The organism is Polaromonas sp. YR568 (genome assembly GCF_943371715.1).
In the GTDB taxonomy this organism is placed as follows: domain Bacteria; phylum Pseudomonadota; class Gammaproteobacteria; order Burkholderiales; family Burkholderiaceae_C; genus Polaromonas.
On the sequence record NZ_CALRVW010000023.1, the window covers coordinates 1 to 23,538 of the forward strand.

At 63.4% G+C, this 23,538-nt stretch carries 22 protein-coding genes; 19 read left to right on the plus strand and 3 right to left on the minus strand.

Annotation, left to right across the window (positions count from 1 at the left end):
• Positions 1-412: 412 nt before the first annotated feature.
• Positions 413-3,637 carry an Rne/Rng family ribonuclease gene (locus tag AAG813_RS15290; protein WP_341916537.1) on the minus strand — a complete coding sequence of 1,075 codons (3,225 nt, stop codon included), beginning with the start codon at positions 3,635-3,637 and terminating at the stop codon, positions 413-415.
• A gap of 669 nt (positions 3,638-4,306) precedes the next feature.
• On the opposite strand from AAG813_RS15290, the gene AAG813_RS15295 reads away from it, so the two are divergent.
• Genes AAG813_RS15295 through AAG813_RS15310 form a run of 4 tightly spaced genes read left to right on the plus strand, consistent with a single transcriptional unit; the run spans position 4,307 to position 7,455 of the window.
• Positions 4,307-5,368, plus strand: a complete 1,062-nt coding sequence (locus tag AAG813_RS15295; RefSeq protein WP_341916538.1) for an RluA family pseudouridine synthase — start codon at positions 4,307-4,309, stop codon at positions 5,366-5,368.
• The gene (locus AAG813_RS15300) at positions 5,337-6,008 is read left to right on the plus strand and encodes an HAD-IA family hydrolase (protein ID WP_341916539.1); all 672 of its coding nucleotides are present in this window, start codon (positions 5,337-5,339) and stop codon (positions 6,006-6,008) included. The genes AAG813_RS15295 and AAG813_RS15300 overlap by 32 nt, the downstream gene beginning before the upstream one ends.
• Positions 6,009-6,018: 10 nt before the next feature.
• On the plus strand, positions 6,019-6,396 hold the full coding sequence (locus tag AAG813_RS15305; RefSeq protein ID WP_341916540.1) for a Rieske 2Fe-2S domain-containing protein: 378 nt from the start codon (positions 6,019-6,021) through the stop codon (positions 6,394-6,396).
• A gap of 9 nt (positions 6,397-6,405) precedes the next feature.
• Positions 6,406-7,455 carry a S49 family peptidase gene (locus AAG813_RS15310; RefSeq protein ID WP_341916541.1) on the plus strand — a complete coding sequence of 350 codons (1,050 nt, stop codon included), beginning with the start codon at positions 6,406-6,408 and terminating at the stop codon, positions 7,453-7,455.
• 76 nt (positions 7,456-7,531) lie between these two features.
• Here AAG813_RS15310 and AAG813_RS15315 read toward each other — a convergent pair whose 3' ends face one another.
• Together AAG813_RS15315 and AAG813_RS15320 are read right to left on the minus strand one after the other, a co-directional pair.
• Complete coding sequence (locus AAG813_RS15315) at positions 7,532-8,299, minus strand: SAM-dependent methyltransferase (protein WP_341916542.1); 768 nt, start codon at positions 8,297-8,299, stop codon at positions 7,532-7,534.
• Positions 8,296-8,946, minus strand: coding sequence for a Maf family nucleotide pyrophosphatase (locus AAG813_RS15320; RefSeq protein ID WP_341916543.1), 651 nt, complete (start codon positions 8,944-8,946; stop codon positions 8,296-8,298). The genes AAG813_RS15315 and AAG813_RS15320 overlap by 4 nt, the downstream gene beginning before the upstream one ends.
• 25 nt (positions 8,947-8,971) lie before the next feature.
• Between AAG813_RS15320 and AAG813_RS15325 the strand changes: the two genes are divergently transcribed.
• From AAG813_RS15325 to lepB, 15 genes are all read left to right on the plus strand, one after another.
• Entirely contained in the window at positions 8,972-9,514 is a 543-nt protein-coding gene (locus tag AAG813_RS15325) for a YceD family protein (protein WP_341916544.1), read from the plus strand.
• Between the two features lie 213 nt (positions 9,515-9,727).
• Positions 9,728-9,910 carry a 50S ribosomal protein L32 gene (gene rpmF, locus AAG813_RS15330; protein WP_096669354.1) on the plus strand — a complete coding sequence of 61 codons (183 nt, stop codon included), beginning with the start codon at positions 9,728-9,730 and terminating at the stop codon, positions 9,908-9,910.
• Positions 9,911-9,995: 85 nt separating this feature from the next.
• Positions 9,996-11,099: a phosphate acyltransferase PlsX gene (plsX, locus tag AAG813_RS15335; protein WP_341916545.1), complete on the plus strand. Its 1,104-nt coding sequence runs from the start codon at positions 9,996-9,998 to the stop codon at positions 11,097-11,099.
• 7 nt (positions 11,100-11,106) lie between these two features.
• The gene (locus tag AAG813_RS15340) at positions 11,107-12,084 is read left to right on the plus strand and encodes a beta-ketoacyl-ACP synthase III (RefSeq protein ID WP_341916546.1); all 978 of its coding nucleotides are present in this window, start codon (positions 11,107-11,109) and stop codon (positions 12,082-12,084) included.
• Between the two features lie 51 nt (positions 12,085-12,135).
• On the plus strand, positions 12,136-13,086 hold the full coding sequence (gene fabD / locus AAG813_RS15345; RefSeq protein WP_341916547.1) for an ACP S-malonyltransferase: 951 nt from the start codon (positions 12,136-12,138) through the stop codon (positions 13,084-13,086).
• Positions 13,083-13,829, plus strand: coding sequence for a 3-oxoacyl-ACP reductase FabG (gene fabG / locus AAG813_RS15350; protein WP_341916548.1), 747 nt, complete (start codon positions 13,083-13,085; stop codon positions 13,827-13,829). Before fabD ends, fabG begins: the two co-directional genes overlap by 4 nt.
• A 175-nt stretch (positions 13,830-14,004) precedes the next feature.
• Entirely contained in the window at positions 14,005-14,244 is a 240-nt protein-coding gene (gene acpP, locus AAG813_RS15355; protein ID WP_011484542.1) for an acyl carrier protein, read from the plus strand.
• A 69-nt stretch (positions 14,245-14,313) separates the two neighbouring features.
• On the plus strand, positions 14,314-15,558 hold the full coding sequence (gene fabF / locus AAG813_RS15360; protein ID WP_341916549.1) for a beta-ketoacyl-ACP synthase II: 1,245 nt from the start codon (positions 14,314-14,316) through the stop codon (positions 15,556-15,558).
• A 58-nt stretch (positions 15,559-15,616) separates the two neighbouring features.
• A complete protein-coding gene (locus AAG813_RS15365) occupies positions 15,617-16,135 on the plus strand; it encodes a hypothetical protein (protein WP_341916550.1) in 519 nt (172 codons plus the stop codon).
• On the plus strand, positions 16,132-16,776 hold the full coding sequence (gene rpoE / locus AAG813_RS15370) for an RNA polymerase sigma factor RpoE (RefSeq protein ID WP_341916551.1): 645 nt from the start codon (positions 16,132-16,134) through the stop codon (positions 16,774-16,776). The genes AAG813_RS15365 and rpoE overlap by 4 nt, the downstream gene beginning before the upstream one ends.
• 113 nt (positions 16,777-16,889) lie before the next feature.
• On the plus strand, positions 16,890-17,495 hold the full coding sequence (locus AAG813_RS15375; RefSeq protein ID WP_341916552.1) for a sigma-E factor negative regulatory protein: 606 nt from the start codon (positions 16,890-16,892) through the stop codon (positions 17,493-17,495).
• A gap of 37 nt (positions 17,496-17,532) precedes the next feature.
• The gene (locus AAG813_RS15380; protein WP_341916553.1) at positions 17,533-18,552 is read left to right on the plus strand and encodes a MucB/RseB C-terminal domain-containing protein; all 1,020 of its coding nucleotides are present in this window, start codon (positions 17,533-17,535) and stop codon (positions 18,550-18,552) included.
• Positions 18,553-18,688: 136 nt separating this feature from the next.
• On the plus strand, positions 18,689-20,149 hold the full coding sequence (locus AAG813_RS15385) for a DegQ family serine endoprotease (protein ID WP_341916554.1): 1,461 nt from the start codon (positions 18,689-18,691) through the stop codon (positions 20,147-20,149).
• A 562-nt stretch (positions 20,150-20,711) separates the two neighbouring features.
• Complete coding sequence (gene lepA / locus AAG813_RS15390; RefSeq protein ID WP_341916555.1) at positions 20,712-22,523, plus strand: translation elongation factor 4; 1,812 nt, start codon at positions 20,712-20,714, stop codon at positions 22,521-22,523.
• A 2-nt stretch (positions 22,524-22,525) separates the two neighbouring features.
• Positions 22,526-23,500, plus strand: coding sequence for a signal peptidase I (gene lepB, locus AAG813_RS15395; RefSeq protein WP_341916556.1), 975 nt, complete (start codon positions 22,526-22,528; stop codon positions 23,498-23,500).
• Positions 23,501-23,538 lie beyond the last annotated feature (38 nt).

Consider the following 23,538-nt stretch of genomic DNA (forward strand, 5'->3'; position numbering starts at 1 on the left):
TTGGCGCGTCCTCGCCGGAGCCCGATTCCGTACCCGCTCCCGACCCCACCACCCTTCTGGCTGCGCCGAGGAGCGGAGGTCCAGACGGATCAGGACGGGCGATTGTCTGAGCGCAGCGAGTTCGAGCCCGGCCCCGGCTGGACCGAGCACCGCAGGTTGCCCGCAGCGAAGCGGAGGGACGCAGACAGCAGGGTCGCCTTTTCTTTTGCTTACTTTTCTTTTGGCGACGCAAAAGAAAAGTGAGTTGCCGCCGGGCAACCCCCGGCTTGCAGGCGCACCACAAGAAGTCGAGACTTGTGATGGCTTTACCTCATTCACTAGAGGCAAGCACACAACGAAAGCTACAGACGAAAAAAAGGCAGCCCGAAAGCTGCCTTTGATCTGAAGTGCCAGACTGGCACGAAGGTCAGGATTACTCCGTGCGTTCACCCGCAGCCGGTGCGGCAGGCTGCTCGAACGGCAGGGTCATGTCGCGCAGGTCGCGTTTGGTCTCGACCAGCACCAGCGGGCTGGCGTCCAGTTGCGGTGCCGGTGGGCGCTCGCGTGGCACATGGATCGGTTTGGGTTCGGCGGCCATCGCAGCTTGTATTTCCGCGATCTTGCTGGCGTCGGAATTGACCCATTGCAGACCCGAGGACTGGGCCACCTGGGCCAGGTCCTGCAGGGGCAGGTCGTAGGTCTGGACTTTCGGCAACGCGTGTGCGGCGGGTGCAGCAGCGGCCGGCGCGACGGCCGCAGGCCGGGCGATGGCGGGCGCGGCGACGGGCGCCGGTGCTGCCACAGGCGCTGCGGGCATCGGTGTCGGTGCTGCAGCTGCAACAAATTCAGTAGCTGCCGGCGCACGTGTTTCCTGGGCTGCAGCCTGATTTGGCTCAAAGCTTTCAGAAGCAGCCACCGGGGTTACGCCTTCGGCCTGGCCCTCGGCGGGCTGGTCGCTGCGCTCTGAACGTTCGCGGCGGTCGCGGCCATAACGGTCACGGCTGCGGCGCTCGCGCGGCTGGCGGTCCTGGCCTTCTTCCTGACCTTCAGCGCGCGGCTGGACGTCGGTGGAAGAGGCCGGCACCACCGGGTTGCCGGCTTCATCGAGGCCGGCCACGACGGCGGGGTGCGCTGCATCAAAGCTGTCGGCCTGGGCGGCGGCCGCGGGTGCGGTGCTGCCGTCCGTGCGCTCGTCACGACGCTCGTTGCGACGGCCTGCGCCGCGTTCACCGCGTTCGCCACGCTCACCGCGTGCTTCACCACCACGCTCGCCGCGTTCACGGCGACCCTGGCCTTCGGCGCGCGGCTGGCGCTCGCCGTCACGGCCGGCGTCCTGTGCCGGACGTTCCTGGCGCGGCGCGGCATCACCTTCGCTCATGGCTGCGGCCATCGCTGCCTGGTTGGCCAGGGCCAGATCCTGCTCGATGGAGTCGCGTGCCGGGCGGTCGGCACGTTCGCCACCGCGCTCGGCGCCCCGTTCGCCACGACCTCGGCGGCTGCGTTCACCACGTTCGCCGCGGCCTTCGCTGTCGCCCTGGCCTTCCGGACGGGGTGGACGCTCTGCGCGCTCGGGACGGGCCTCGTTGTTGCGGCCTTCGGGCCGTGCTTCACCGGCGGGGCGTTCCTGGCGGGCGCCTTCGGCGCGGCCATCGGCATTGCGCTCGCGGCGCTCGCCGCCACGGCCTTCACCACGTTCACCGCGCTCACCGCCACGCTGGTCGGGACGGGCTTCGCCACGTCCTTCGCCCGGGCGTCCTTCGCTGCGGCCACCACGGCCGCCACGGCCGCCGCGTTCACCACGGCCACCGCGATCACCGCGCTCGCTGCTGCGTTCCCCGCGTTCGCCGCGCTGCTCGTCACGCCGGCCTTCGCCGCGTTCGTCTTTTTTGACTTCCTTGACGGGCACCGGAGCGGGTGCGGCTTCTGCGCCTACAAAAAATTCCTTGAGTTTGGCAAAGAAGCTTTTTTCCGCCGGGGCGGCAACCACCGGCCGGACCGGCTGGGCCGCCACCGGGGCAGGCGCCGGTGCCGGCTTGGGCACGACGATGGGTGCCGGTGCATCGGGCAACACGCCCTTGATGATGGGTTCCTGCTTGTTGTGCTTTTCCTGGCTGCGGCGGGTGACCGTGGTCGGGTCTTCCATCTCGTCGGCCATCTTGTAGCTCGCCTCGATGTTGTCCAGGCGCGGGTCGTCGTGTTTCAGGCGCTCGAGCTTGTAGTTCGGTGTTTCCAGCGTCTTGTTGGGCACCAGTAGCACGTTGATGCGCTGCTTCATCTCGATCTTGGCGATCTCGGAGCGTTTTTCGTTGAGCAGGAAAGACGCGACATCGACCGGCACCTGGCACAGCACCGAGGCCGTGCTGTCTTTCAGCGACTCTTCCTGGATGATGCGCAGGATCTGCAGCGCCGAGCTTTCGGTGTCGCGGATGTGGCCGGAACCGCCGCAACGCGGGCAGGGGATGGACGCGCCTTCGTTGAGCGCAGGGCGCAGGCGCTGGCGGCTCATTTCCATCAGGCCGAACTTGCTGATGGTGCCGAACTGCACGCGGGCGCGGTCCTGGCGCAGCGCGTCGCGCAGGCGGTTTTCAACGTCGCGGCGGTTGCGCGACTCTTCCATGTCGATGAAGTCGATGACGATCAGGCCGCCCAGGTCACGCAGACGCATCTGGCGCGCGACTTCGTCGGCGGCTTCCAGATTCGTGCGGGTGGCGGTTTCCTCGATGTCGCCGCCCTTGATGGCGCGGGCCGAGTTGACGTCCACCGAGACCAGCGCCTCGGTGTGGTCGATCACGATGGCGCCGCCGGAAGGCAACTGTACGGTGCGGGCATAGGCCGACTCGATCTGGTGCTCGATCTGGAAGCGGCTGAACAGCGGTGCGTCGTCGCGGTAACGCTTGACGCGGTGCTCGTGCTCGGGCATCACGTGGGCCATGAACTGGCGCGCCTGCTCGTACACGTCGTCGGTGTCGAACAGGATGTCGCCGATGTCGCTGTTGAAGTAGTCGCGGATGGCGCGGATCACGAGGCTGGATTCCTGGTAAATCAGGAAGGCGCCCTTGCCGCCCTTGCCGGCGCCGTCAATTGCGGTCCACAGCTTGATCAGGTAGTTCAGGTCCCACTGCAGCTCGGCGGCGCTGCGGCCGATGCCGGCGGTGCGGGCAATGATGCTGGCGCCGGCCGGGTATTCCAGCTGGTCCATGTTTTCCTTGAGCTCGGCCCGGTCTTCGCCTTCAATGCGGCGGCTGACGCCACCGCCGCGCGGGTTGTTGGGCATCAGCACGACATAGCGGCCGGCCAGCGAGACGAAGGTGGTCAGGGCCGCGCCCTTGTTGCCGCGTTCTTCCTTTTCGACCTGGACCAGGATTTCCTGGCCTTCGCGGATCACGTCCTGGATGCGCGCCTGGCTGACCGACACGCCCTGGGCGAAGTACTGCTTGGAGATTTCCTTGAACGGCAAAAAGCCGTGGCGGTCTTCACCGTAGTCGACAAAACAGGCTTCGAGCGAAGGCTCGACACGTGTCACGACGGCCTTGTAGATGTTGCCCTTGCGCTGTTCGCGCCCTTCAATTTCGATTTCGTAGTCGAGGAGTTTCTGTCCGTCGACGATGGCCAGGCGGCGTTCTTCCGACTGGGTGGCATTGACCAGCATGCGTTTCATGGGGGTTCCTTCGTTCTTCTGTCTCAAACATCACTGCCCGAAAAACGGGCAAACGACGCCGGGAGCAGACGTTGTGCGAACGTGGGGAATTGCCGGAGAGCTTTTGACGCGCCATGGCGACTGAAAAAATCAGTCAGCGGAGCGGTCTGGGCGTAGGCGCGTGGATGGGGCGAGTCGGGGTCTGACAGGGGTTTGCTACCAAAAAAGTAGCTGCTTGCGCCCGTGAAACAAGGGCTGACGGCTGATCCATGCCAAAAAGCGGGGCTAAAAAGCGCCGCAGGCACAGAAACATCAGTTCAACCAGTGTTGTCGTCAAAGGGCTACCCATTCCAAGACCAGATTTCACCTGGATCCGTGTCCAGCCCGTAGGGCTGAACACATCGTATTCCGTAGTTGTATTCGCAAAACGTCGACTCGTCTGCACAACATGTTCCTGCCGCGGGGTGCCTGGCACCGTGCGCTTGCGGGCATTTGCTGCCAGTGGCGTCGACCTTCCAGCAAGGCTGTTGCAGTGGGTTGATGGGTGTGTGGACTAAACTCCCAGACAAATCAACCACTTACAGCTTGTCGCTAGTGAAACACATTATAGGCGCAGGTTCAGGTAAAACACGCCGTCCGGGTAAACCCCTGACGGCGGTGCAGCCTGACCGACCCAGACCCCCTCCACCTTTGCCAGCCCCGCCGGAGCTGCCCGCGAAAGCGGCCCCGCAGGCCACGCTGGTGACAGTGGACGCTGACTTTGCGGGCCAGCGCCTGGACAACTTCCTGATCCGCCAGCTCAAGGGCGTGCCCAAGACACACGTGTACCGCATCATCCGCAGCGGGGAAGTGCGCATCAACAAGGGCCGGGCGCAGGCCGACACCCGGGTCGAGGCCGGCGACATCGTGCGCCTGCCGCCGGTGCGCACCTCGGAGCGGGCCGATGAGAAGGCCCGGGCCATGGCGGTCGAAGTGGCGCGCCACGGCGCCGCGTCCACCACAGGTGGTTACGCGCCGTCACGGGAGTTCCCCATCCTGTTTGAAGACGAGCACCTGCTGGCGATCGACAAACCGGCCGGCGTGGCCGTGCACGGCGGCAGCGGTGTGGCTTTTGGCGTGATCGAGCAGTTGCGCATGGCGCGGCCCGAGGCGAGGTTTTTGGAGCTGGTGCATCGGCTGGACCGTGAAACCAGCGGCATTTTGCTGGTGGCCAAAAAGAGGATGGCGCTGAAAAACCTGCAGGAGCAGTTTCGTGAGCGCGAGACCGACAAGATTTACCTGGCGCTGGTCAGCGGCGTCTGGCCGGCCAATCAAAAAGTGCTGGACGCCTCGCTGCAGAAATACCTGCAACCCGACGGCGAGCGCCGTGTGCGCGTGGTGGGGAAGGACCATCCGGACGCCATGCGTGCGGTGACCCTGGTCAAGGTGAAGTCGGCGCTGGCCGCCGCCGGGCGCGATTTCACGCTGCTCGAAGTGACCATCAAGACCGGCCGCACCCACCAGATCCGGGTGCACCTGGCCAGCGCAGGCCACCCGATTGCCGGCGACGACAAATACGGCGACTTCGAACTGAACAAAGCCTTGCAAAAAGAAGCCGGCGGGGTCGCCCTCAAACGCATGTTTCTTCATGCCTGGCGGTTAAAGTTCACCCATCCGTCCAGCGGCAAACGCATTGACCTGCTGGCCGCGCTTCCCCCCGATCTCGAGAGTTTCACGACCCATGCCACGCCCGTCCTCCCCGCTCAACTTTGACCTGATTGCCTTCGACTGGGACGGCACGCTGTTCGATTCGACCAAAATCATCGTGCGCTGCATCCAGGCCGCGGTGCGTGACGTGGGCGGGACCGTGCCGAGCGACGAAGCCGCCGGGTATGTGATCGGCCTGGGGCTGATGCAGGCGCTGGCCCATGCGGCGCCCGATGTCCCGCCCGAGAAGTACCCCGAACTTGGCGCGCGTTACCGCCACCACTACATCGGCCATCAGAACGACATCAGCCTGTTTGACGGCGTGCTGCCGCTGCTGGCCGCGCTCAAGGCGCGCGGCCACCTGCTGACGGTAGCGACTGGCAAGAGCCGGCACGGCCTCGATGAAGCGCTGCAGGCGGTCGAGCTCAAGGGCCGGTTTGACGGCTCGCGCACCGCTGATGAAACCGCCGGCAAGCCGCACCCGCGCATGCTGCATGAGCTGATGGACGAGTTCGGTGTGAGCCCGGCGCGCACGCTGATGATTGGCGACACCACGCACGACCTGCAGATGGCGCTCAACGCCGGCTGCGCCAGCGTCGGGGTCAGTTACGGCGCGCACGAAAGTGCCGCCTTTGACGCCCTCCAGCCGCGTTTTGTCGCCCATTCCGTGCAGGACCTGCATGACTGGCTGGCCCGCAACGCCTGAGCCGCCCGCCATGCCTGACCCGGACCTGACCTTGATCCCGCTGTGCCGCAGCGTTGAGCTGCTGGAAGGCGGGCAGGCCGTGCCCTTCGACGTGAACTACGCGGGCCAGACCTGCCGCGCCTTTGCCGTGCGCTTCGAGGGCCGACCCCACGCCTACCTGAACCGCTGCAGCCATGTGGCGATGGAGCTGGACTGGCAGCCCAACCGGGTGTTCGACGACAGCGGGCAGTGGCTGCTGTGCGCCAGCCACGGCGCGGCCTACCGGCCCGACACCGGCGAGTGCAGCGGCGGTCCCTGCCAGGGCGGGCTGGTCAAAATTGACATTTCGGAAGGCGAAGGCCTTGTTTTCTGGCACACGTCCTACAAACTTAAAACATTGGAGTTCTAAACTACCCGTATGAATGATTCAAACCGCACCGACCCGTCCGACCACCCGGATTACGATCCCGACAGGCCTTCAGACCAGCAAGCACGGGCGCAGGCAGCTCCTGAAAACGTAGCAAGCCGCAACGCCCTGGGCACAGAGCCGGGCTGGGAGCGCGCGACGCTGGAGAAGCTGGCGTTTGCCTCCCTCAATGAGCAGAAGGCCACGCGACGCTGGAAAACCTTTGTGCGCCTGTCCTGGCTGGCCTTTTTTGTGTTCCTGGTGTGGTTTGCCATGCACCGCAGCACCGCCACCAGCGTGAGTACGCCGCACACCGCGGTGGTGGAACTCAAGGGTGAGATCGCCGACGGGGCCGATGCAAGCGCCGAGTTCATCAATGCCGCGCTGCGCGCCGCCTTTGAGGACGAAGGCGCCAAAGCCGTGGTGCTGCTGATCAATTCTCCGGGTGGCAGCCCGGTGCAGGCCGGCATGATGAACGACGAGATCGTGCGCCTCAAGGCCAAACACAAGAAACCGGTGTATGCCGTGGTCGGAGAAACCTGCGCTTCGGCGGCGTATTACGTCGCCGCCTCGGCCGACAGGATTTTTGTCGACAAGGCCAGCATCGTCGGCAGCATCGGCGTGCTGATGGATGGTTTCGGTTTTACCGGCCTGATGGACAAGCTGGGCGTGGAGCGCCGCCTCATGACGGCCGGCGAAAACAAGGGTTTCCTTGACCCGTTCAGCCCGCAGACCGACCAGCAGCGCGTGTACGCCCAGGCCATGCTGGACCAGATTCACCAGCAGTTCATCACGGTGGTGAAAAACGGCCGTGGCCAACGCCTCAAGGAGACGCCGGAGATGTTCAGCGGCCTGTTCTGGACCGGCCAGCAGGCCATCGAACTGGGTCTGGCTGATCAGCTGGGCTCGCTCGACTATGTGGCCCGCGAAATCGTCAAGACCGAAGAAATCATCGACTACACGCGCCGCGAAAACGTCGCCGAACGCCTGGCCAAGAAATTTGGCGCAGCCATCGGCGACGGGGCGATTCGCACGCTCAAGACGGTGCCTGCGATTCGTTGAAACAGCACAGCCGCTGGCCGGTTGCCAGTTAAAAAATAAAGCCCGCTCGATGCGGGCTTTTTTGTTGGCGCGCGGGTCAACGGCCGATGCAGAACACCGTCGGCAGGGCCAGCGGTGCAGCCGGTTTGTCGCGTTTCCACGTGCTGACCGACGTACTGCGCGACCAGCCGGCGGGCAGACTCAGGCCGCAGCTCAGGGCCAGCCGGGTGTTGTGCTGCAGCGTCTGCAGCAGCGCCTGCAGCAGGGCGGTGTTGCGGTAGGGCGTTTCAATGAAGATCTGCGTCTGGCCGGTCTTCAGCGCCAGCGATTCGAGTTCGCGGATGCGCTGGCTGCGTTCGCCGCCGTCCTGCGGCAGGTAACCGACAAACGCAAAATTCTGGCCGTTCAGCCCGCTGGCGGCGAGCGCCAGCATCAGCGACATCGGCCCCACCAGCGGCAGCACCTGCAGGCCCAGGTCATGCGCGGCGCGCACTACGGACGAGCCCGGGTCGGCAATCGCCGGCATGCCGGCTTCGCTGACCAGGCCGATGTCCCGGCCGGCCAGCGCAGCCGCCAGCAGCGGTCGGGCGTCGAAGGTGCCGCCATGGTCGCCCTTTTTATGCACCTCGCGCGGCAGTTCCTGGATCTGCTGCGCCTGCACCGGCTGCTGTAGCGGCACCACCTCGCCCACCCGTTTGAGGTAGGCGCGTGTGCTTTTGGCGTTTTCACAGATCCAGCACGACAGGCTCGCGGCGACCTGCAGCGTGCCCAGCGGCATCACGTCCTGCAGGGGCGCCAACACGTCACAGCCGAAATCCAGCGGTGCGGGCACCAGGTAAAGCCGGCCCTTGGACGGGGCGTTCATGATTTCCCCCCGCGTGCCGGCAGCAGCGGGATGCCGGCGGCCTGGATCATCCGGCAGGTGCGTATCAGGGGCAGGCCGACCAGCGCGGTCGGGTCGTCGTTCTCGATGGCTTCCAGCAGGGCGATGCCCAACCCTTCGCTTTTGGCGCTGCCGGCGCAGTCGTAAGGCTGCTCGGCCTGCAGGTAGTTTTCGATCTCCTCATCGCCGAGCGCGCGAAACTGCACTTTCACCGCGGCCAGGTCGGTCTGCTCAAACCCGCTTTGCAGGCAGACCACGGCCACGGCGGTCTGGAACACCACGCTCCGGCCGCGCATCTGGCGCAGCTGGGCAACCGCATTGGCATGGTTGCCGGGCTTGCCGAGGGCCTGGCCGTTGAGGTCGGCGACCTGGTCGGAGCCGATCACCACGGCGTCGGGGAAAACCGCGGCCACAGCATGCGCCTTGGCCAGGGCCAGCCGCTGGGCCAGGGCTACCGGGGTTTCGCCGGGCAAAGGTGTTTCGTCGACCGCGGGGGAGGCCACTTCAAAGGGAATCTGCAGGCGTTGCAGCAGTTCTCGGCGGTAGGGCGATGTCGAACCCAGGATCAGGCGGCGCGTTGTGGGGAGGGCGACGCCGTTGCGGTCATCGGGAGAAGGTGCAGGGTTCATGCGTCGATTCTCTTACACTGCTGCCATGTCCAGACATCTTCACGCCCGCCGGCTCAATATGCAGGCCTTCGCCCAGGAGGGCCAGCCGCTCGTCGAGCGCACGCCACTATCAAATATGGAGCGCCTTGCGCACGAGCTGCATGGGCTGGCGCCCGATCTGGCTGTCAATTGGGAGGCGCGCGCCGAACTGCGGCCGCATCCCGGTGCCGACGATGACGTCTGGCTGCACCTGCAGGCGCATGCGACGCTGCCGCTGACCTGCCAGCGCTGCATGGGCGCGGTGCCCACCGCGCTGGAGGTGGACCAGTGGTACCGTTTTGTGGCCGACGAAGACATTGCCATGGCCGAGGACGACCAGTCCGAGGAAGACCTGCTGGTGATGGCGCCGCACTTCGACCTGCTGGCCGTGGTCGAGGACGAGCTGCTGATGGCCCTGCCGCTGGTGCCCATGCACGACACCTGCCCGGTGACGCCGGTGTTCAGCGCCGGCGAGGGCGAGCTGGCCGAGCAGGAAGACGCCAAGCCCCATCCTTTTGCGGCCCTGGCGCAACTGAAAAAGAAAAAATAGACCAAGGTCGCTTCTGCGGCAGGGCCTACCGGCACTGCGCAGGCAGGTTTTCAGGGCGGTTGCTTGAGAGGGTTTTCAGGCTGCTGGCGCCTGCCTTGCAGCGCCAGGCGGAAAAGCTGCCCGTATCGCGCTATAATGCAAGGCTTGGCGCCAAGACCCTCTCACGGGTTTTGTGCGTAATTTACCCACCCTATACCCCCTCAGGAGCGGATCATGGCCGTCCAGCAGAACAAAAAATCACCTTCCAAGCGCGGCATGCACCGCGCGCACAACGCTTTGACCGTTCCGGGCATTGCTGTCGAGTCCACCACCGGTGAGACGCATCTGCGTCATCACATCAGCCCCACCGGTTTTTACCGTGGCCGCAAGGTGCTGAAAACAAAATCCGAAGCGTAATTCCGCGCTTTAACGACTGGCCCGCACTCATCCTGCGGGCCTTTGTTTTGTTGAAATCCCATTTCCTGACTGCACCGGTCCTGCCATGATCAGGATAGCTGTCGACGCCATGGGGGGTGATGTCGGCCCGCAGGTCACCGTGCCGGCCAGCCTGTCCTTCCTGGACGGCCACCCCGAAGCGGCCATCCTGCTGGTGGGTCAGCCTGCCGTGCTGGCTTCCCATCCGCTGTTTGCCCGTCTTCGGGCCCATGCGCGCTGCCAGGTGGTCGCTGCCACCGAGGTGGTGACCATGGACGATCCGATCGAGGTCGCGCTGCGGCGCAAAAAAGACTCGTCCATGCGCGTGGCAATCGTGCAGGTCAAGGACGGCGCCGCGCAAGCCGCCGTCTCGGCCGGCAACACCGGCGCGCTGATGGCCATTTCGCGCTACATCCTCAAGACACTGGACGGCATTGACCGTCCTGCGATTGCCGGACAGATTCCCAACGCCAAAGGCGGCGCCACCACCGTGCTCGACCTCGGGGCGAATGTCGACTGCACGGAAGATCACCTGTTCCAGTTTGCGGTCATGGGCTCGGCCCTGGTCGCGGCTATCGCCGACAAGGCCAACCCCAGCGTGGGCCTGCTCAATATCGGCGAAGAGGCGATAAAAGGCAGTGAAATCATAAAAAAAGCCGGAGAATTGCTGCGATCTGCTTCTAAAAGTGGTGATCTGAATTTTTACGGCAATGTCGAGGGCAACGACATATTCAAAGGCGTGGTGGACATCGTGGTCTGCGACGGTTTTGTTGGCAATGTGGCCCTCAAGGCCAGCGAAGGCCTGGCCAGCATGATTGGTGGCTTCATCAAGGCCGAATTTTCACGCAATATTTTCACCAAAATTGCTGCTATCGTCGCCTATCCGGTGTTATCTGCATTCAAAAACCGGGTTGACCATCGGCGTTACAACGGCGCAGCGCTGCTGGGCTTGCGCGGACTGGTCTTCAAGAGCCATGGTTCGGCCGATGCGTTTGCCTTCGAGAGTGCGCTGAATCGGGCTTATGATGCAGCTCGCAACAATTTGCTGGACCGGGTGAGGGAACGCATTGCGCACGCAGCGCCGCTGCTGGCCACGGCCGGTGCGCCGCCGGTGGAACTCCCAGCCGCGACGGCACATGCCGAATTGGCCGACCCTACCGCCGCACATTAAGTTATCCATGAGCCCTTATTCACGTATCACAGGCACCGGCAGCTACCTGCCGCCGCGCCGTCTGAGCAATGCCGAGCTGGCTGCCGAACTGGCAGCCCAGGGGGTTGAAACCTCCGACGACTGGATTGTCGAGCGTACCGGCATCCGTGCCCGCCACTTTGCCGATCCCGGGGTTTGCAGCAGCGACCTGGGGGTGGAAGCCGCCAAAAACGCCTTGCAGGCCGCCGGACTCCAGCCCGGCGACATCGACCTGATCATCGTGGCCACCTCGACACCGGACATGGTGTTTCCTTCGGCAGCCTGCATCCTGCAAAACAAGCTCGGCATCGCCGGCTGTCCGGCATTTGACGTGCAGGCGGTCTGCAGCGGCTTTGTGTATGCGCTGACCATCGCCGACGCCCTGATCAAGACTGGTTCGGCCAGCAAGGCGCTGGTCATTGGCGCCGAGGTGTTTTCGCGCATTCTCGATTTTTCGGACCGCACCACCTGCGTGCTGTTTGGCGACGGCGCCGGCGCCGTGGTGCTGGAGGCGTCCGAGACGCCCGGCATCCTGGCCAGTGACCTGCACGCCGACGGCAAACATGTCGGCATTCTGTGTGTGCCGGGCACCGTGTCCGGCGGCAAGGTGCTGGGCGATCCGCTGCTCAAGATGGACGGGCAGGCCGTGTTCAAACTCGCGGTCGGTGTTCTCGAAGACGCGGCGCGTGCAACTCTGGCCAAGGCCGGCCTGCAGGAGAGTGACATTGACTGGCTGGTTCCCCACCAGGCTAACATCCGCATCATGCAGGGCACCGCGAAGAGGCTCAAGATGTCCATGGACAAGGTGATCGTCACGGTGGACCAGCACGGCAACACCTCGGCTGCCTCCATTCCGCTGGCGCTCGACGTGGCGGTGCGCAGCGGCAAGATCAAAAAAGGCGAGACGCTGCTGCTCGAAGGGGTCGGCGGCGGCTTCACCTGGGGCGCGGTACTCCTGAATCTATAGCAGCTTGCGCCCGTTCCATCAGGGCGGGAGGCTGTTTTTATCGATACTTTTATGAAACCTTTTGCTTTTGTTTTTCCCGGACAGGGTTCGCAGGCCGTCGGCATGCTCGACGCCTGGGGCGACCATCCGGCCGTGCGGGAGACGCTGCGGGAAGCCTCGGATGCGCTGGGCGAAGACCTGGCCCAACTGATCAGCCAGGGCCCCAAGGAGGCGCTGGGCCTGACCACCAACACGCAACCCGTGATGCTGGTGGCCGGTGTGGCGGCTTACCGTGCCTGGATGGCCGAGACCGGCGCCGCGCCGGCGGTGGTCGCCGGGCACTCCTTGGGAGAGTATTCAGCGTTGGTGGCTTCCGGGGTGCTGAGCCTGGCGCAGGCTGCGCCGCTGGTGCGCTTTCGCGCGCAGGCCATGCAGGAGGCCGTGCCTGTGGGCATTGGTGCGATGGCGGCGATCCTCGGCATGGAGGCGTCGAAGGTCATCGAAGGCTGCGCCGAAGCCGTGCGCAGCTTTGGCCTGAACACCGCGGAAGTGGTGGAAGCAGTCAACTTCAACGACCCGATGCAGACCGTGATTGCCGGCAGCAAGGCGGCGGTTGAAAAAGCCTGTGAAGTCCTCAAGGCCAACGGCGCCAAACGGGCCCTGCCGCTGCCGGTGTCGGCACCGTTTCACTCCAGCCTGATGAAGCCGGCCGCCGACAAGCTGCGGGAGAAACTGGCGGCCACGGCCTTTGCTGCGCCGCAGATCCCGGTGATCAACAACATTGCGGTGGCGGTCGAGAGCGACCCCGACCGCATCCGCGCGGCCCTCTACGAGCAGGCCTTCGGCCCGGTGCGCTGGGTCGAGTGTGTGTTGGCCATCAAGGCGCGCGGGCTGACGACCATCGTCGAATGCGGGCCCGGCAAGGTGCTGGCCGGCATGGTCAAACGTATCGATGCCGAACTGACGGGGGTGGCGATGTTCGACCCCGCCAGTCTGGCGCAAACCAGGGAGTTGCTGGCATGAGCGAGATCAAGTTTGAGGGGCAGGTCGCCCTGGTCACGGGCGCATCGCGCGGCATCGGCGCGGCGATTGCGCAGGAACTGGCGCAGCGCGGCCTGAAGGTGATCGGCACGGCCACCACCGACGAGGGCGCCGCCAGAATCAGCCAGGCGCTGGCCGCTTTTCCCGGTTGCGCCGGCCGCAACCTCAACGTGAACGACGTGGCGGCCGCCGAGGTGCTGATCGATGCCATCGTCAAGGAGCACGGCGGGCTGCAGGTGCTGGTCAACAATGCCGGCATCACGCGCGACATGCTGGCCATGCGCCTGAAGGACGAGGACTGGGACGCGGTGCTGGACACCAACCTCAAGGCGGTATTCCGCATGAGCCGCGCCGTGATGCGCACCATGATGAAGCAGCGTTATGGCCGCATCATCAACATCACCTCGGTAGTGGGTGCCTCCGGCAACGCCGGCCAGGCCAACTACGCGGCGGCCAAGGCCGGCGTGGCCGGGATGACCCGTGCGCTGGCGCGGGAACTCGGCAGCAGAAACATCACTGTCAACTGCGTCGCGCCGGGTTTTATTGAAACCGACATGACGGCAGGTTTGCCTGAGGAACAACAGAAGGCACTGCTCGGCCAGATCCCGTTGGGACATCTGGGCAAGCCGCAGGACATTGCGCATGCGGTGGCCTTTGTAGCGAGCCCGCAGGCCGGTTACATCACCGGGCAGGAGCTTCACGTCAACGGCGGGATGTACATGTAAATCATCCGGCGGCTGCCCGACTGCCCTGCGTCACCAGGATCATGAATAATGGGGACGCTTGCAGCCTGCAGGCACCGGATCACAAGCCGGGTTTTATCCGTCCGGCTGCCGCGTTGGGGAATCAACCCCAACAACGCTAAAATCACGGATTAATTCACAACCCTCAGAGGGAACTATGAGCGATATCGAAGCACGTGTTAAGAAAATCATTGCCGAGCAACTTGGCGTGGAAGAGGGCCAGGTCACCAGCGAAAAAGCCTTTGTGGCCGATCTGGGCGCTGACTCGCTTGACACCGTAGAACTGGTCATGGCTCTGGAAGACGAGTTTGGCATCGAGATCCCCGACGAAGACGCCGAGAAGATCACCACCGTTCAGAACGCGATTGACTACGCGAACACCCATCAAAAAGCCTAAAGACTCCGGTCTTTTTTCAGCTCGCTCGAAAGGCCCTGGGTCTTTCGGGACTTTCTTCAGGATTTGCGCATGAGCCGTCGCCGCGTCGTTGTGACAGGTCTGGGGTGTGTCAGCCCGGTGGGTAACACCGTGGCCGACTCCTGGGCCAACGTACTTGCCGGAACGCCCGGCATTGACCTGATCACGCAATTTGATGCAAGCAGTTTCGCCTGCAAATTTGCGGGTGAGGTCAAAGGCTTCGACATCACGGAGTACATCCCTGAAAAAGAAGCCCGGCACATGGACCGGTTCATTCACCTGGGCCTGGCCGCGGCCTGCCAGGCGGTGGCCGACAGCGGCTTGCCCACGGGCGATGCGCTGGACGAAGAGCTGGCGACACGCATCGGCTGCAACATCGGCTCGGGCATTGGCGGTCTGCCGATGATCGAGCAGACGCACACCGAGCTGACCAACCGCGGTCCGCGCCGGATTTCCCCGTTTTTTGTGCCGGCCTCGATCATCAACATGATCTCCGGGCACGTATCGATCAAGTTTGGCTTCAAGGGCCCCAACATTGCCGTCGTGACGGCCTGCACCACCGGCCTGCATGCGATCGGCCTGTCGGCCCGCATGATCGAGCATGGTGATTGCGACGTCATGGTGGCCGGCGGTGCGGAGGCGACGGTGTCGCCGCTGGGCGTGGGCGGTTTTGCCGCAGCCCGTGCCCTGTCGACCCGCAATGAAGACCCGAAGACGGCGTCGCGTCCCTGGGACAAGGACCGGGACGGCTTCGTGCTCGGCGAGGGTGGCGGTGTATTGGTGCTCGAAGAGTACGAACACGCCAAGGCGCGTGGCGCAAAGATCTACGCCGAGGTGATCGGCTTCGGCATGAGCGGTGACGCTTATCACATGACCACGCCGGACGTGAACGGCCCGCGCCGTTCCATGGACATGGCCCTCAAGGACGCCGGCGTCAATGCCGGGGACGTGCAGTACCTCAATGCACACGGCACCTCGACACCGCTGGGCGATTTGAACGAGACGAATGCCATCAAGGCCGCGTTTGGCGACCATGCCAAAAACCTGGTGGTCAGTTCGACCAAGTCCATGACCGGGCACCTGCTCGGTGGCGCCGGTGGCATCGAGTCGGTGTTCACCGTGCTGGCATTGCATCACCAGAAGATTCCGCCGACCATCAATATCTTCAACCAGGATCCCGAGTGCGATCTGGACTACTGCGCGAACACGGCGCGTGACGCCAACATCGAGGTGGCTGTCAAAAACAACTTTGGTTTTGGCGGCACCAACGGGACGCTGGTGTTCAAGCGCGTCTGAGGCCTTTCCCCATCCCCACGCCCAGCCGCACTGATTCCCATCACTTATCACCCTGACCATGCATAACGCCCCGCCGGTTACTTACCCGCTGGGGCGTTCGCATTTTCAGGGCGTTGCCGTGCTGGGTCTCTGGCTCGCCGGGGTCGGCGTGCTGGCCCTGTGGTGGCGCGCGGCTCTCGCCGCGGACTGGCGCTTGTGGACGGCCTTGGCCGTCGTGCTGGCTGCCGGGGTTGCAGCAGGATGGGCATGGCTTCATTCACCGGTCGGCCAGCTGTGCTGGGACGGGCAGGACTGGCGCTGGGAAAGCCAGGGTTACCAGGCGGGCACACCGGTGCGTGATCTGGTGGTCGCACTCGATCTTCAGCGCACCCTGCTGCTGCGACTGGAGAACCAGGACCATGCCACCCTGTGGCTTTGGGCGGGCCGTTCGACCCAGCCGGAGCGCTGGCTGGATTTGCGCCGTGCCGTGCACTCGCAGCACAGGCCGTCTGCGGACCCGGCGCCGTGGGACGCCAGCCCTTCTGCGGTCCTGTCAGATTTTCCGGCGCAGTCTCCTTCGCCGCGCTCCGGCTCATGAGCAACGAAGAGTCCCCGCAAGAGCCGGCCGCGCCCAGCGACAGCGATGCCATGCTGGTCGAGCGCACGGTGGCAGGGGACCAGAAGGCCTTTGAGCTGCTGGTCATCAAGTACCAGCGCCGCATCCAGCGCCTGATCGGGCGCATGGTGCGCGATGTGGATCTGGTCGAGGACATCGCCCAGGAAACCTTCATTCGTGCCTACCGCGCGCTGGCCCAGTTCAGGGGCGAGGCCCAGTTTTACACCTGGCTGTACCGCATTGCCGTCAATACCGCCAAAAAGGCCTTGATGGAACTCAAGCGCGACCCCACGGTCTCGGAGAATTCCTTCAAATCCGGGCAAAGCGACGAAAGCGATGAAACTTCCCCGCTGGAAAACGAACTAATCAGTTCGGAAACCCCCGAGGCCGTGCTGGCCGGCAAGGAGATCGCGCAAATGGTCAACGCCGCCATGGAGGCTTTGCCCGAGGAGTTGCGCCAGGCCATCACGCTGCGGGAAATTGAAGGGCTCAGTTATGAAGAGATTGCGGAAGTCATGAACTGCCCGATCGGCACCGTGCGTTCGCGGATTTTCAGGGCCCGGGAAGCGATTTCCGCAAGGATCAAGCCCTTGCTGGAAAACCAGTCCGGCAAGCGCTGGTAGTTTGTGAGGAAGTAGCGACGAGTCGATACAAGCCTGAGTGAGCGACAGAGTGAACGACAGAGTAAACGATTGAAACCGGCAGACCTAAGCTGCCCATGGACACCATGAAACCGATGACGCAACACACTGAGCTGATCTCCGCCCTGGCTGACGGCCAGCTCGCGAGCGATGACTTTGCCCGTGCGCTGGCGGCCTGCGAGGCCGATGCCCAGGCGCTGGACAGCTGGACCACCTACCATCTGATTGGCGATGTGTTGCGCTCGCCGGAACTGAGCCCACATGCCGCGGATACGGCCTTTGTGGCGCGCCTGCGGGTGCGCCTGAACCAGGAACCGGTTCTCGTTGCCGCGCCGGCCCTGCCGGAAGTAAGCCACTCGCCGGCCGGGCGGGTCGGCTGGACCCGAGGCGATGCCGCCAACGACGCCAGCTTCCCCTGGAAAATGGTGGCGGGTTTTGCGTCTGTCGCTGCCGTGGCGGCGATTGCCTGGAATGCCGGCGCCGGCCTGTTGTCACCAGCGGCTGCACCACAACTGGCACGCTCGGAGCCTGGGGCGCAGCAGGTGCTGGTGGTGTCTGAGCAGGGCACCATGGTGCGCGATGCGAGGACGCAGGAACTTCTGGCAGCGCACAGGCAACTGGGCGGCACCTCGGCCCTGCAGATGCCCTCGGGCTTCCTGCGAAACGCCACCTTCGAGTCGCCCCAGGGCGAGCGCCGTTGACGTGGCCGCTGCAGGCAATGTCAGGCCGGTTCGCCTCATGAACTTCAGCTATTTTTGGTCACTCGCCCTTGCTGCGTGTTCGCTGACTGCTACAAATTACGTAGCAGCCCAGGCACCGGCACCGGCAGCCGCCACCGCGCCAGTCCAGGCGGCGGAGTCCAGGAGCATCAACGAGTGGTTGATGCGCATGCACGAAGCCTCCAGAAACCGGTCGTACGTGGGCACCTTCGTGGTGTCCTCCGGCGGCGTCATGTCCAGCGCGAAGATCTGGCATGTCTGCGATGGATCGCAGCAGATGGAAAAGGTCGAGACCCTGACCGGGGCCCCGCGCACGGTGTTCCGGCACAACGACCAGGTCGTGACCTTCATGCCCGACCAGAAGGTGGTGCGTGCTGAAAAGCGGGAGTCGCTGGGTCTTTTTCCCCAGCTCCTCAAGTCCACCGACAGCCACATCGCCGATTTCTACAAGGCCCGGCAGGAGGGCAGCGAGCGGGTGGCCGGGGTGGAGGCCGACATCGTCGCCCTGATTCCCCGCGACACCATGCGCTTTGGTTACCGCGTCTGGGCCGAACAGAAGAAGGGCATGGTCGTCAAGCTGCAGACGCTCGATGCCGATGGCAAGGTGCTGGAGCAGGCGGCGTTTTCGGAATTGCAGCTCGATGCGCCGGTCAGGATCGACAAGCTGGCGCAGATGATGGCCAAGGTCGACGGCTACCGGGTCGAGAAACCGGGACTGGTCAAGACCACCGCCAGCGCCGAAGGCTGGGTGATGAAAACCCCGGTGCCGGGCTTTCAGTCCATGAGTTGCTACAAGCGCCCGCTCGCGGGTCAGTCCGGAAGCGACCCGATGCAGTGGGTTTTTTCGGACGGCCTGGCGTCGGTATCGCTTTTTGTCGAGTCCTTTGATCCCCAGCGCCACACCCGGGAAGCCAGGGTGTCCCTGGGTGCCACACAGTCGCTGACCCGGCGCATCGACGCTTACTGGCTGACCGTGATGGGCGAGGTGCCCATGGCCACCCTGAGTCTGTTTGCCAATGGCCTTGAACGCAGAAAATAGCGCCCCCATTTTTGTCTTCGCGCAGACTTGTGATCACGGGGATGCCTTGTGCCCGGCCGCTGGTTGCGGCGGGCCCACCGGTAGCTGATTCGATACGCGGTTTTCTCTTCTTTTCCGACAATTTTTTCAAAGGCTGATGATGCATATATTGAACTGGAAACAAGGTCGCTCCTGCCTCGTCGCCGGTACGCTGGCGCTGGGCACCGTCCTGGCCGTGATGCCTGTGCAGCCGGTGATCGCGCAAGTCAGGACCCTGCCGGACTTCACGGACCTGGTGGAAGCGGTCGGCCCTTCGGTGGTCAACATCCGCACGGTTGAGAAAGTCAAGGCCGGCGCAGCCGGCAGCGCCGACGAGCAGATGCTGGAGTTTTTCCGGCGCTTCGGCATTCCGGTGCCACCCAACATGCCGCGTACGCCCAGGCCGGACCGTGGCCAGCCTGACGAAGAGCAGCCACGCGGGGTGGGCTCGGGATTCATCCTCAGCACCGACGGGCTGGTCATGACCAATGCCCATGTTGTCGAAGGCGCCGATGAGGTGCTGGTGACGCTGACGGACAAGCGCGAGTTCAAGGCGAAGATCATCGGCACCGACAAGCGCACCGATGTGGCCCTGGTCAAAATCGAGGCTGCGGGCCTGCCGGCCGTGAAAATCGGCGATATCAGCCGCCTGAAAGTTGGTGAGTGGGTCATGGCCATCGGTTCGCCTTTTGGCCTCGAGAACACGGTGACCGCCGGCATTGTCAGCGCCAAGCAGCGCGACACTGGTGACTACCTGCCTTTCATCCAGACCGATGTGGCGATCAATCCCGGCAACTCGGGCGGCCCGCTGATCAACATGCGCGGCGAGGTGGTGGGCATCAACAGCCAGATCTACTCGCGCTCCGGCGGTTTCCAGGGCATCTCGTTTGCCATTCCGATTGACGAGGCCACCCGCGTGGCCGACCAGTTGCGCACCAATGGACGGGTGACGCGCGGTCGCATTGGCGTGCAGATCGACCAGGTCAGCAAGGACGTGGCGGAGTCCATCGGACTGGGCAAGCCGCAAGGTGCGCTGGTGCGCGGCGTCGAAGCCGGATCGCCTGCGGAAAAAGCCGGGATCGAGGCGGGCGACATCATCACCAAATTTGAGGGCAAGGTCATTGACCGGGCAACGGACCTGCCGCGCATGGTGGGCAACGTCAAGCCCGGTACCAGAACGACGATCACCGTTTTCCGGCGCGGCAGCACCCGGGACCTCAACGTGACGATTGCCGAAGTCGAGGCAGAAAAACCGGTGCGCAAGGCCCAGGCGCCCGAGAACAAAGCGCCGGCGGCCGGACCGGCACAGGTGATCGGGCTGGTGGTCAGCGAGTTGCCCGAGGCCGTGAAGAAGGAGCTCAAGGTCAAGGGCGGCGTCAAGGTCGATGCGAGCGAAGGCGCTGCCGCGCGTGCCGGCCTGCGTGAGGGCGATGTGATTCTGGCGATTGCCAACACGGAAGTCAGTAGCGTCAAGGACTTTGAAGCGGTGCTGGCCAAGACCGACAAGAGCAAGGTGATCAACGTGCTGTTCCGGCGCGGAGAGGTGGCGCAGTTCGCGCTGATCCGTCCCTTACGTTGATGTTTGCGCGGGGCGGGTAATGACGCCCGCCACCCGCGCAGCAGCCTGTCCCGGTAGCCCCCAGACCCCGGCCGGGGTGGGGGTTTTGCCTGAAATGACACTTCGCGACCGGGCCCAAATAAATATTTTTTCCCTGTTCAAGGGCGCAATGAATGTTTGTGTCTGCTAACTTAAATTTTGTCTATTAATCGATTTTGGTAGAATGGACGCCATATTCAGGATAATTCTGATATATCAAGCGTTCAAAATTCCGCTCCGTGACATGAACTGGCACGATTCACTGCTGATCCACAGATCACCCACATGTTGTCCATAGGCTCTCGGTTAAAATTGTGAATAACTTGTGCATAAGATTCATGTTGCTGACTTGCAACGAGAAAAATTTGGCAATTTCGAGGCTATGCGTGGTCGGCTTTTTGCCTACAATGAAGCTTCCAACTATCGCAGTTGCCATAGATTGTTGGTTCAGGGCGCGTCACAAGTGACGCGCCCTTTTTTATGGCTTTCGCGAATTGACCGCGGGCTCTTCGCAATACTTTCAAGCACTTAGGCGTTCCCTTTGATGAATCACATCAGAAACTTTTCGATCATTGCGCACATTGATCACGGCAAATCCACGCTGGCCGATCGCATCATCCAGCGTTGCGGCGGATTGCAGGATCGCGAGATGAGTGCGCAGGTGCTCGACTCCATGGATCTGGAAAAGGAGCGTGGGATAACCATCAAGGCGCAGACCGCCGCGCTCAAATACAAGGCTCTCGACGGCCAGATTTACAACCTCAATCTGATCGACACGCCGGGCCACGTCGACTTCTCGTATGAAGTGAGCCGATCGCTATCGGCCTGCGAAGGTGCACTGCTGGTGGTCGATGCGAGCCAGGGTGTGGAAGCGCAGACAGTGGCCAACTGCTACACCGCGCTCGAACTCGGCGTGACGGTGGTGCCGGTGCTCAACAAGATGGACTTGCCGCAGGCCGATCCGGAAAACGCGAAGCAGGAAATCGAAGACGTGATCGGCATCGATGCCACCGACGCGATTCCGTGCAGCGCCAAGACCGGCATGGGCATCGACGAAATCCTGGAAGCGGTGATTGCCCGCATCCCGCCGCCGCAGGGCAATCCGGACGGGCCGCTGCGCGCCATGATTGTCGACAGCTGGTACGACGCCTATGTGGGTGTGGTGATGCTGGTGCGTGTGGTGGACGGCCGGCTGGTCAAGGGCGAGCGCATCAAGCTGATGGCCAGCGAGGCCACGTACAACGCCGACCAGCTGGGCGTCTTCACGCCGCATACCGAGCCGCGTGCCGCGCTGGAAGCGGGCGAGGTCGGCTTCATCATTGCCGGCATCAAGGAACTGCAGGCGGCGCGGGTCGGTGACACCGTGACGCTGATCAGGCCGGGCACCGGCGGGGCGGCCGCGACCGCCACCGAGGCGTTGCCCGGCTTCAAGGAAATCCAGCCGCAGGTGTTTGCCGGCCTGTACCCGACCGAAGCCAGCGAGTACGACTCGCTGCGCGACGCGCTGGAGAAGCTCAAGCTCAACGACGCGTCCCTGCACTACGAACCGGAAGTCAGCCAGGCGCTGGGTTTTGGCTTTCGCTGCGGTTTTCTGGGCCTGCTGCACATGGAGATCGTGCAGGAGCGGCTGGAGCGCGAGTTCGACCAGGACCTGATCACGACCGCGCCCAGCGTGGTCTACCAGGTGCTCAAGGCCGATGGCGAAATCATCATGGTCGAAAATCCGTCGAAAATTCCCGATGCCGGCAGGGTCAACGAAATCCGCGAGCCCATCGTGACCGTGCACCTGTACATGCCTCAGGAATACGTGGGCGCCGTCATGACGCTGGCCAACCTCAAGCGCGGCGTGCAGCTCAACATGGCTTATCACGGCAAGCAGGTCATGCTGACCTACGAAATGCCACTGGGCGAAATCGTGCTGGACTTCTTCGACAAGCTCAAGTCGGTCTCGCGTGGCTACGCGTCCATGGATTACGAGTTCAAGGAGTTCCGGGCGTCTGATGTGGTCAAGGTCGACATCCTGCTCAACGGCGAAAAGGTCGATGCGCTGTCCATCATTGTTCACCGCAGCCAGTCAGCCTACCGCGGCCGGGCGGTGGTGGCCAAGATGCGCGAGATCATTTCCCGCCAGCAGTTCGACGTCGCGATCCAGGCCGCCATCGGGGCCAACATCATTGCGCGTGAGACAATCAAGGCGCTGCGCAAGAACGTGATTGCCAAGTGTTACGGTGGCGACATTTCACGCAAGAAAAAGCTTCTTGAAAAACAAAAAGCGGGTAAAAAACGCATGAAACAAATCGGTTCGGTGGAAGTTCCCCAAGAGGCCTTCCTGGCCATCCTGCAGGTAGAAGAATAATGATGGGGTTCATGGGTACGCTCACCGCGCTGGTGTTGATGGTGTTCGCCGGTTACGGCGGTGCCTGGTACATGGGTCTGGTGGACGGCAACTTCTCCCTGCTGCTGTTTCTGGCGACCGTGGTCACGGGGCTTTACTGGCTGGCCGAGAAGTTTTACTTCTGGCCCCAGCGCCGCAAGGCGGCTGAAATCATCGAACAGGAAGCGGCCCGACGCCGCAGCGAACTGGCCGCCCGGGGCATCAGCCAGGTGGACGGCAACATCGAGGAAGCCCGGGCCCGGGTCATCATGCAGCCCTGGTGGCTGGACTGGACCGCGGGGCTTTTTCCGGTCATCGTGGTCGTGTTTCTGCTGCGCTCTTTCCTGTTCGAGCCCTTCAAGATCCCGTCCGGCTCCATGATTCCGACCATGCTGGTGGGCGACCTGATCCTCGTCAACAAATTCCATTACGGCGTGCGGCTTCCAGTCATCAACCGCAAGATTGTTGACAACAACAGCCCGCAGCGCGGCGACGTGATGGTGTTCCGTTACCCGCCCCAGCCCAGCCTGGACTACATCAAGCGGGTGGTCGGCGTGCCCGGCGACGAAGTGGCCTACCTGAACAAAAAACTCACCGTCAACGGCAAGCCTGTGCCCAAGGTGGCGCTGCCCGATTTCTTTGACGAGGACGCCCTGCGTTATGCCAAGCAGTTCAAGGAAACCGCCGGCAACAAGACCTACCGCGTGCTCAATGACGAGGACCGGCCGGCCTTTATTGCTGGTGCCGCCGACTTTCCCTATCGTCAGAATTGCCGTTACAGTAGTGAGGGCGTAGTCTGCAAGGTGCCGCAGGGGCACTATTTCATGATGGGCGACAACCGCGACAATTCACTCGATTCGCGTTACTGGGGCTTTGTGCCCGAGGCCAACATCGTCGGCAAGGCCTTTTTTGTCTGGATGAATTTTGGTAACCTCAAACGCATCGGCAAGGTGGACTGAGGGAGGAGCCGGGCTGGTCCTGCCCACAGGGCAGGGGC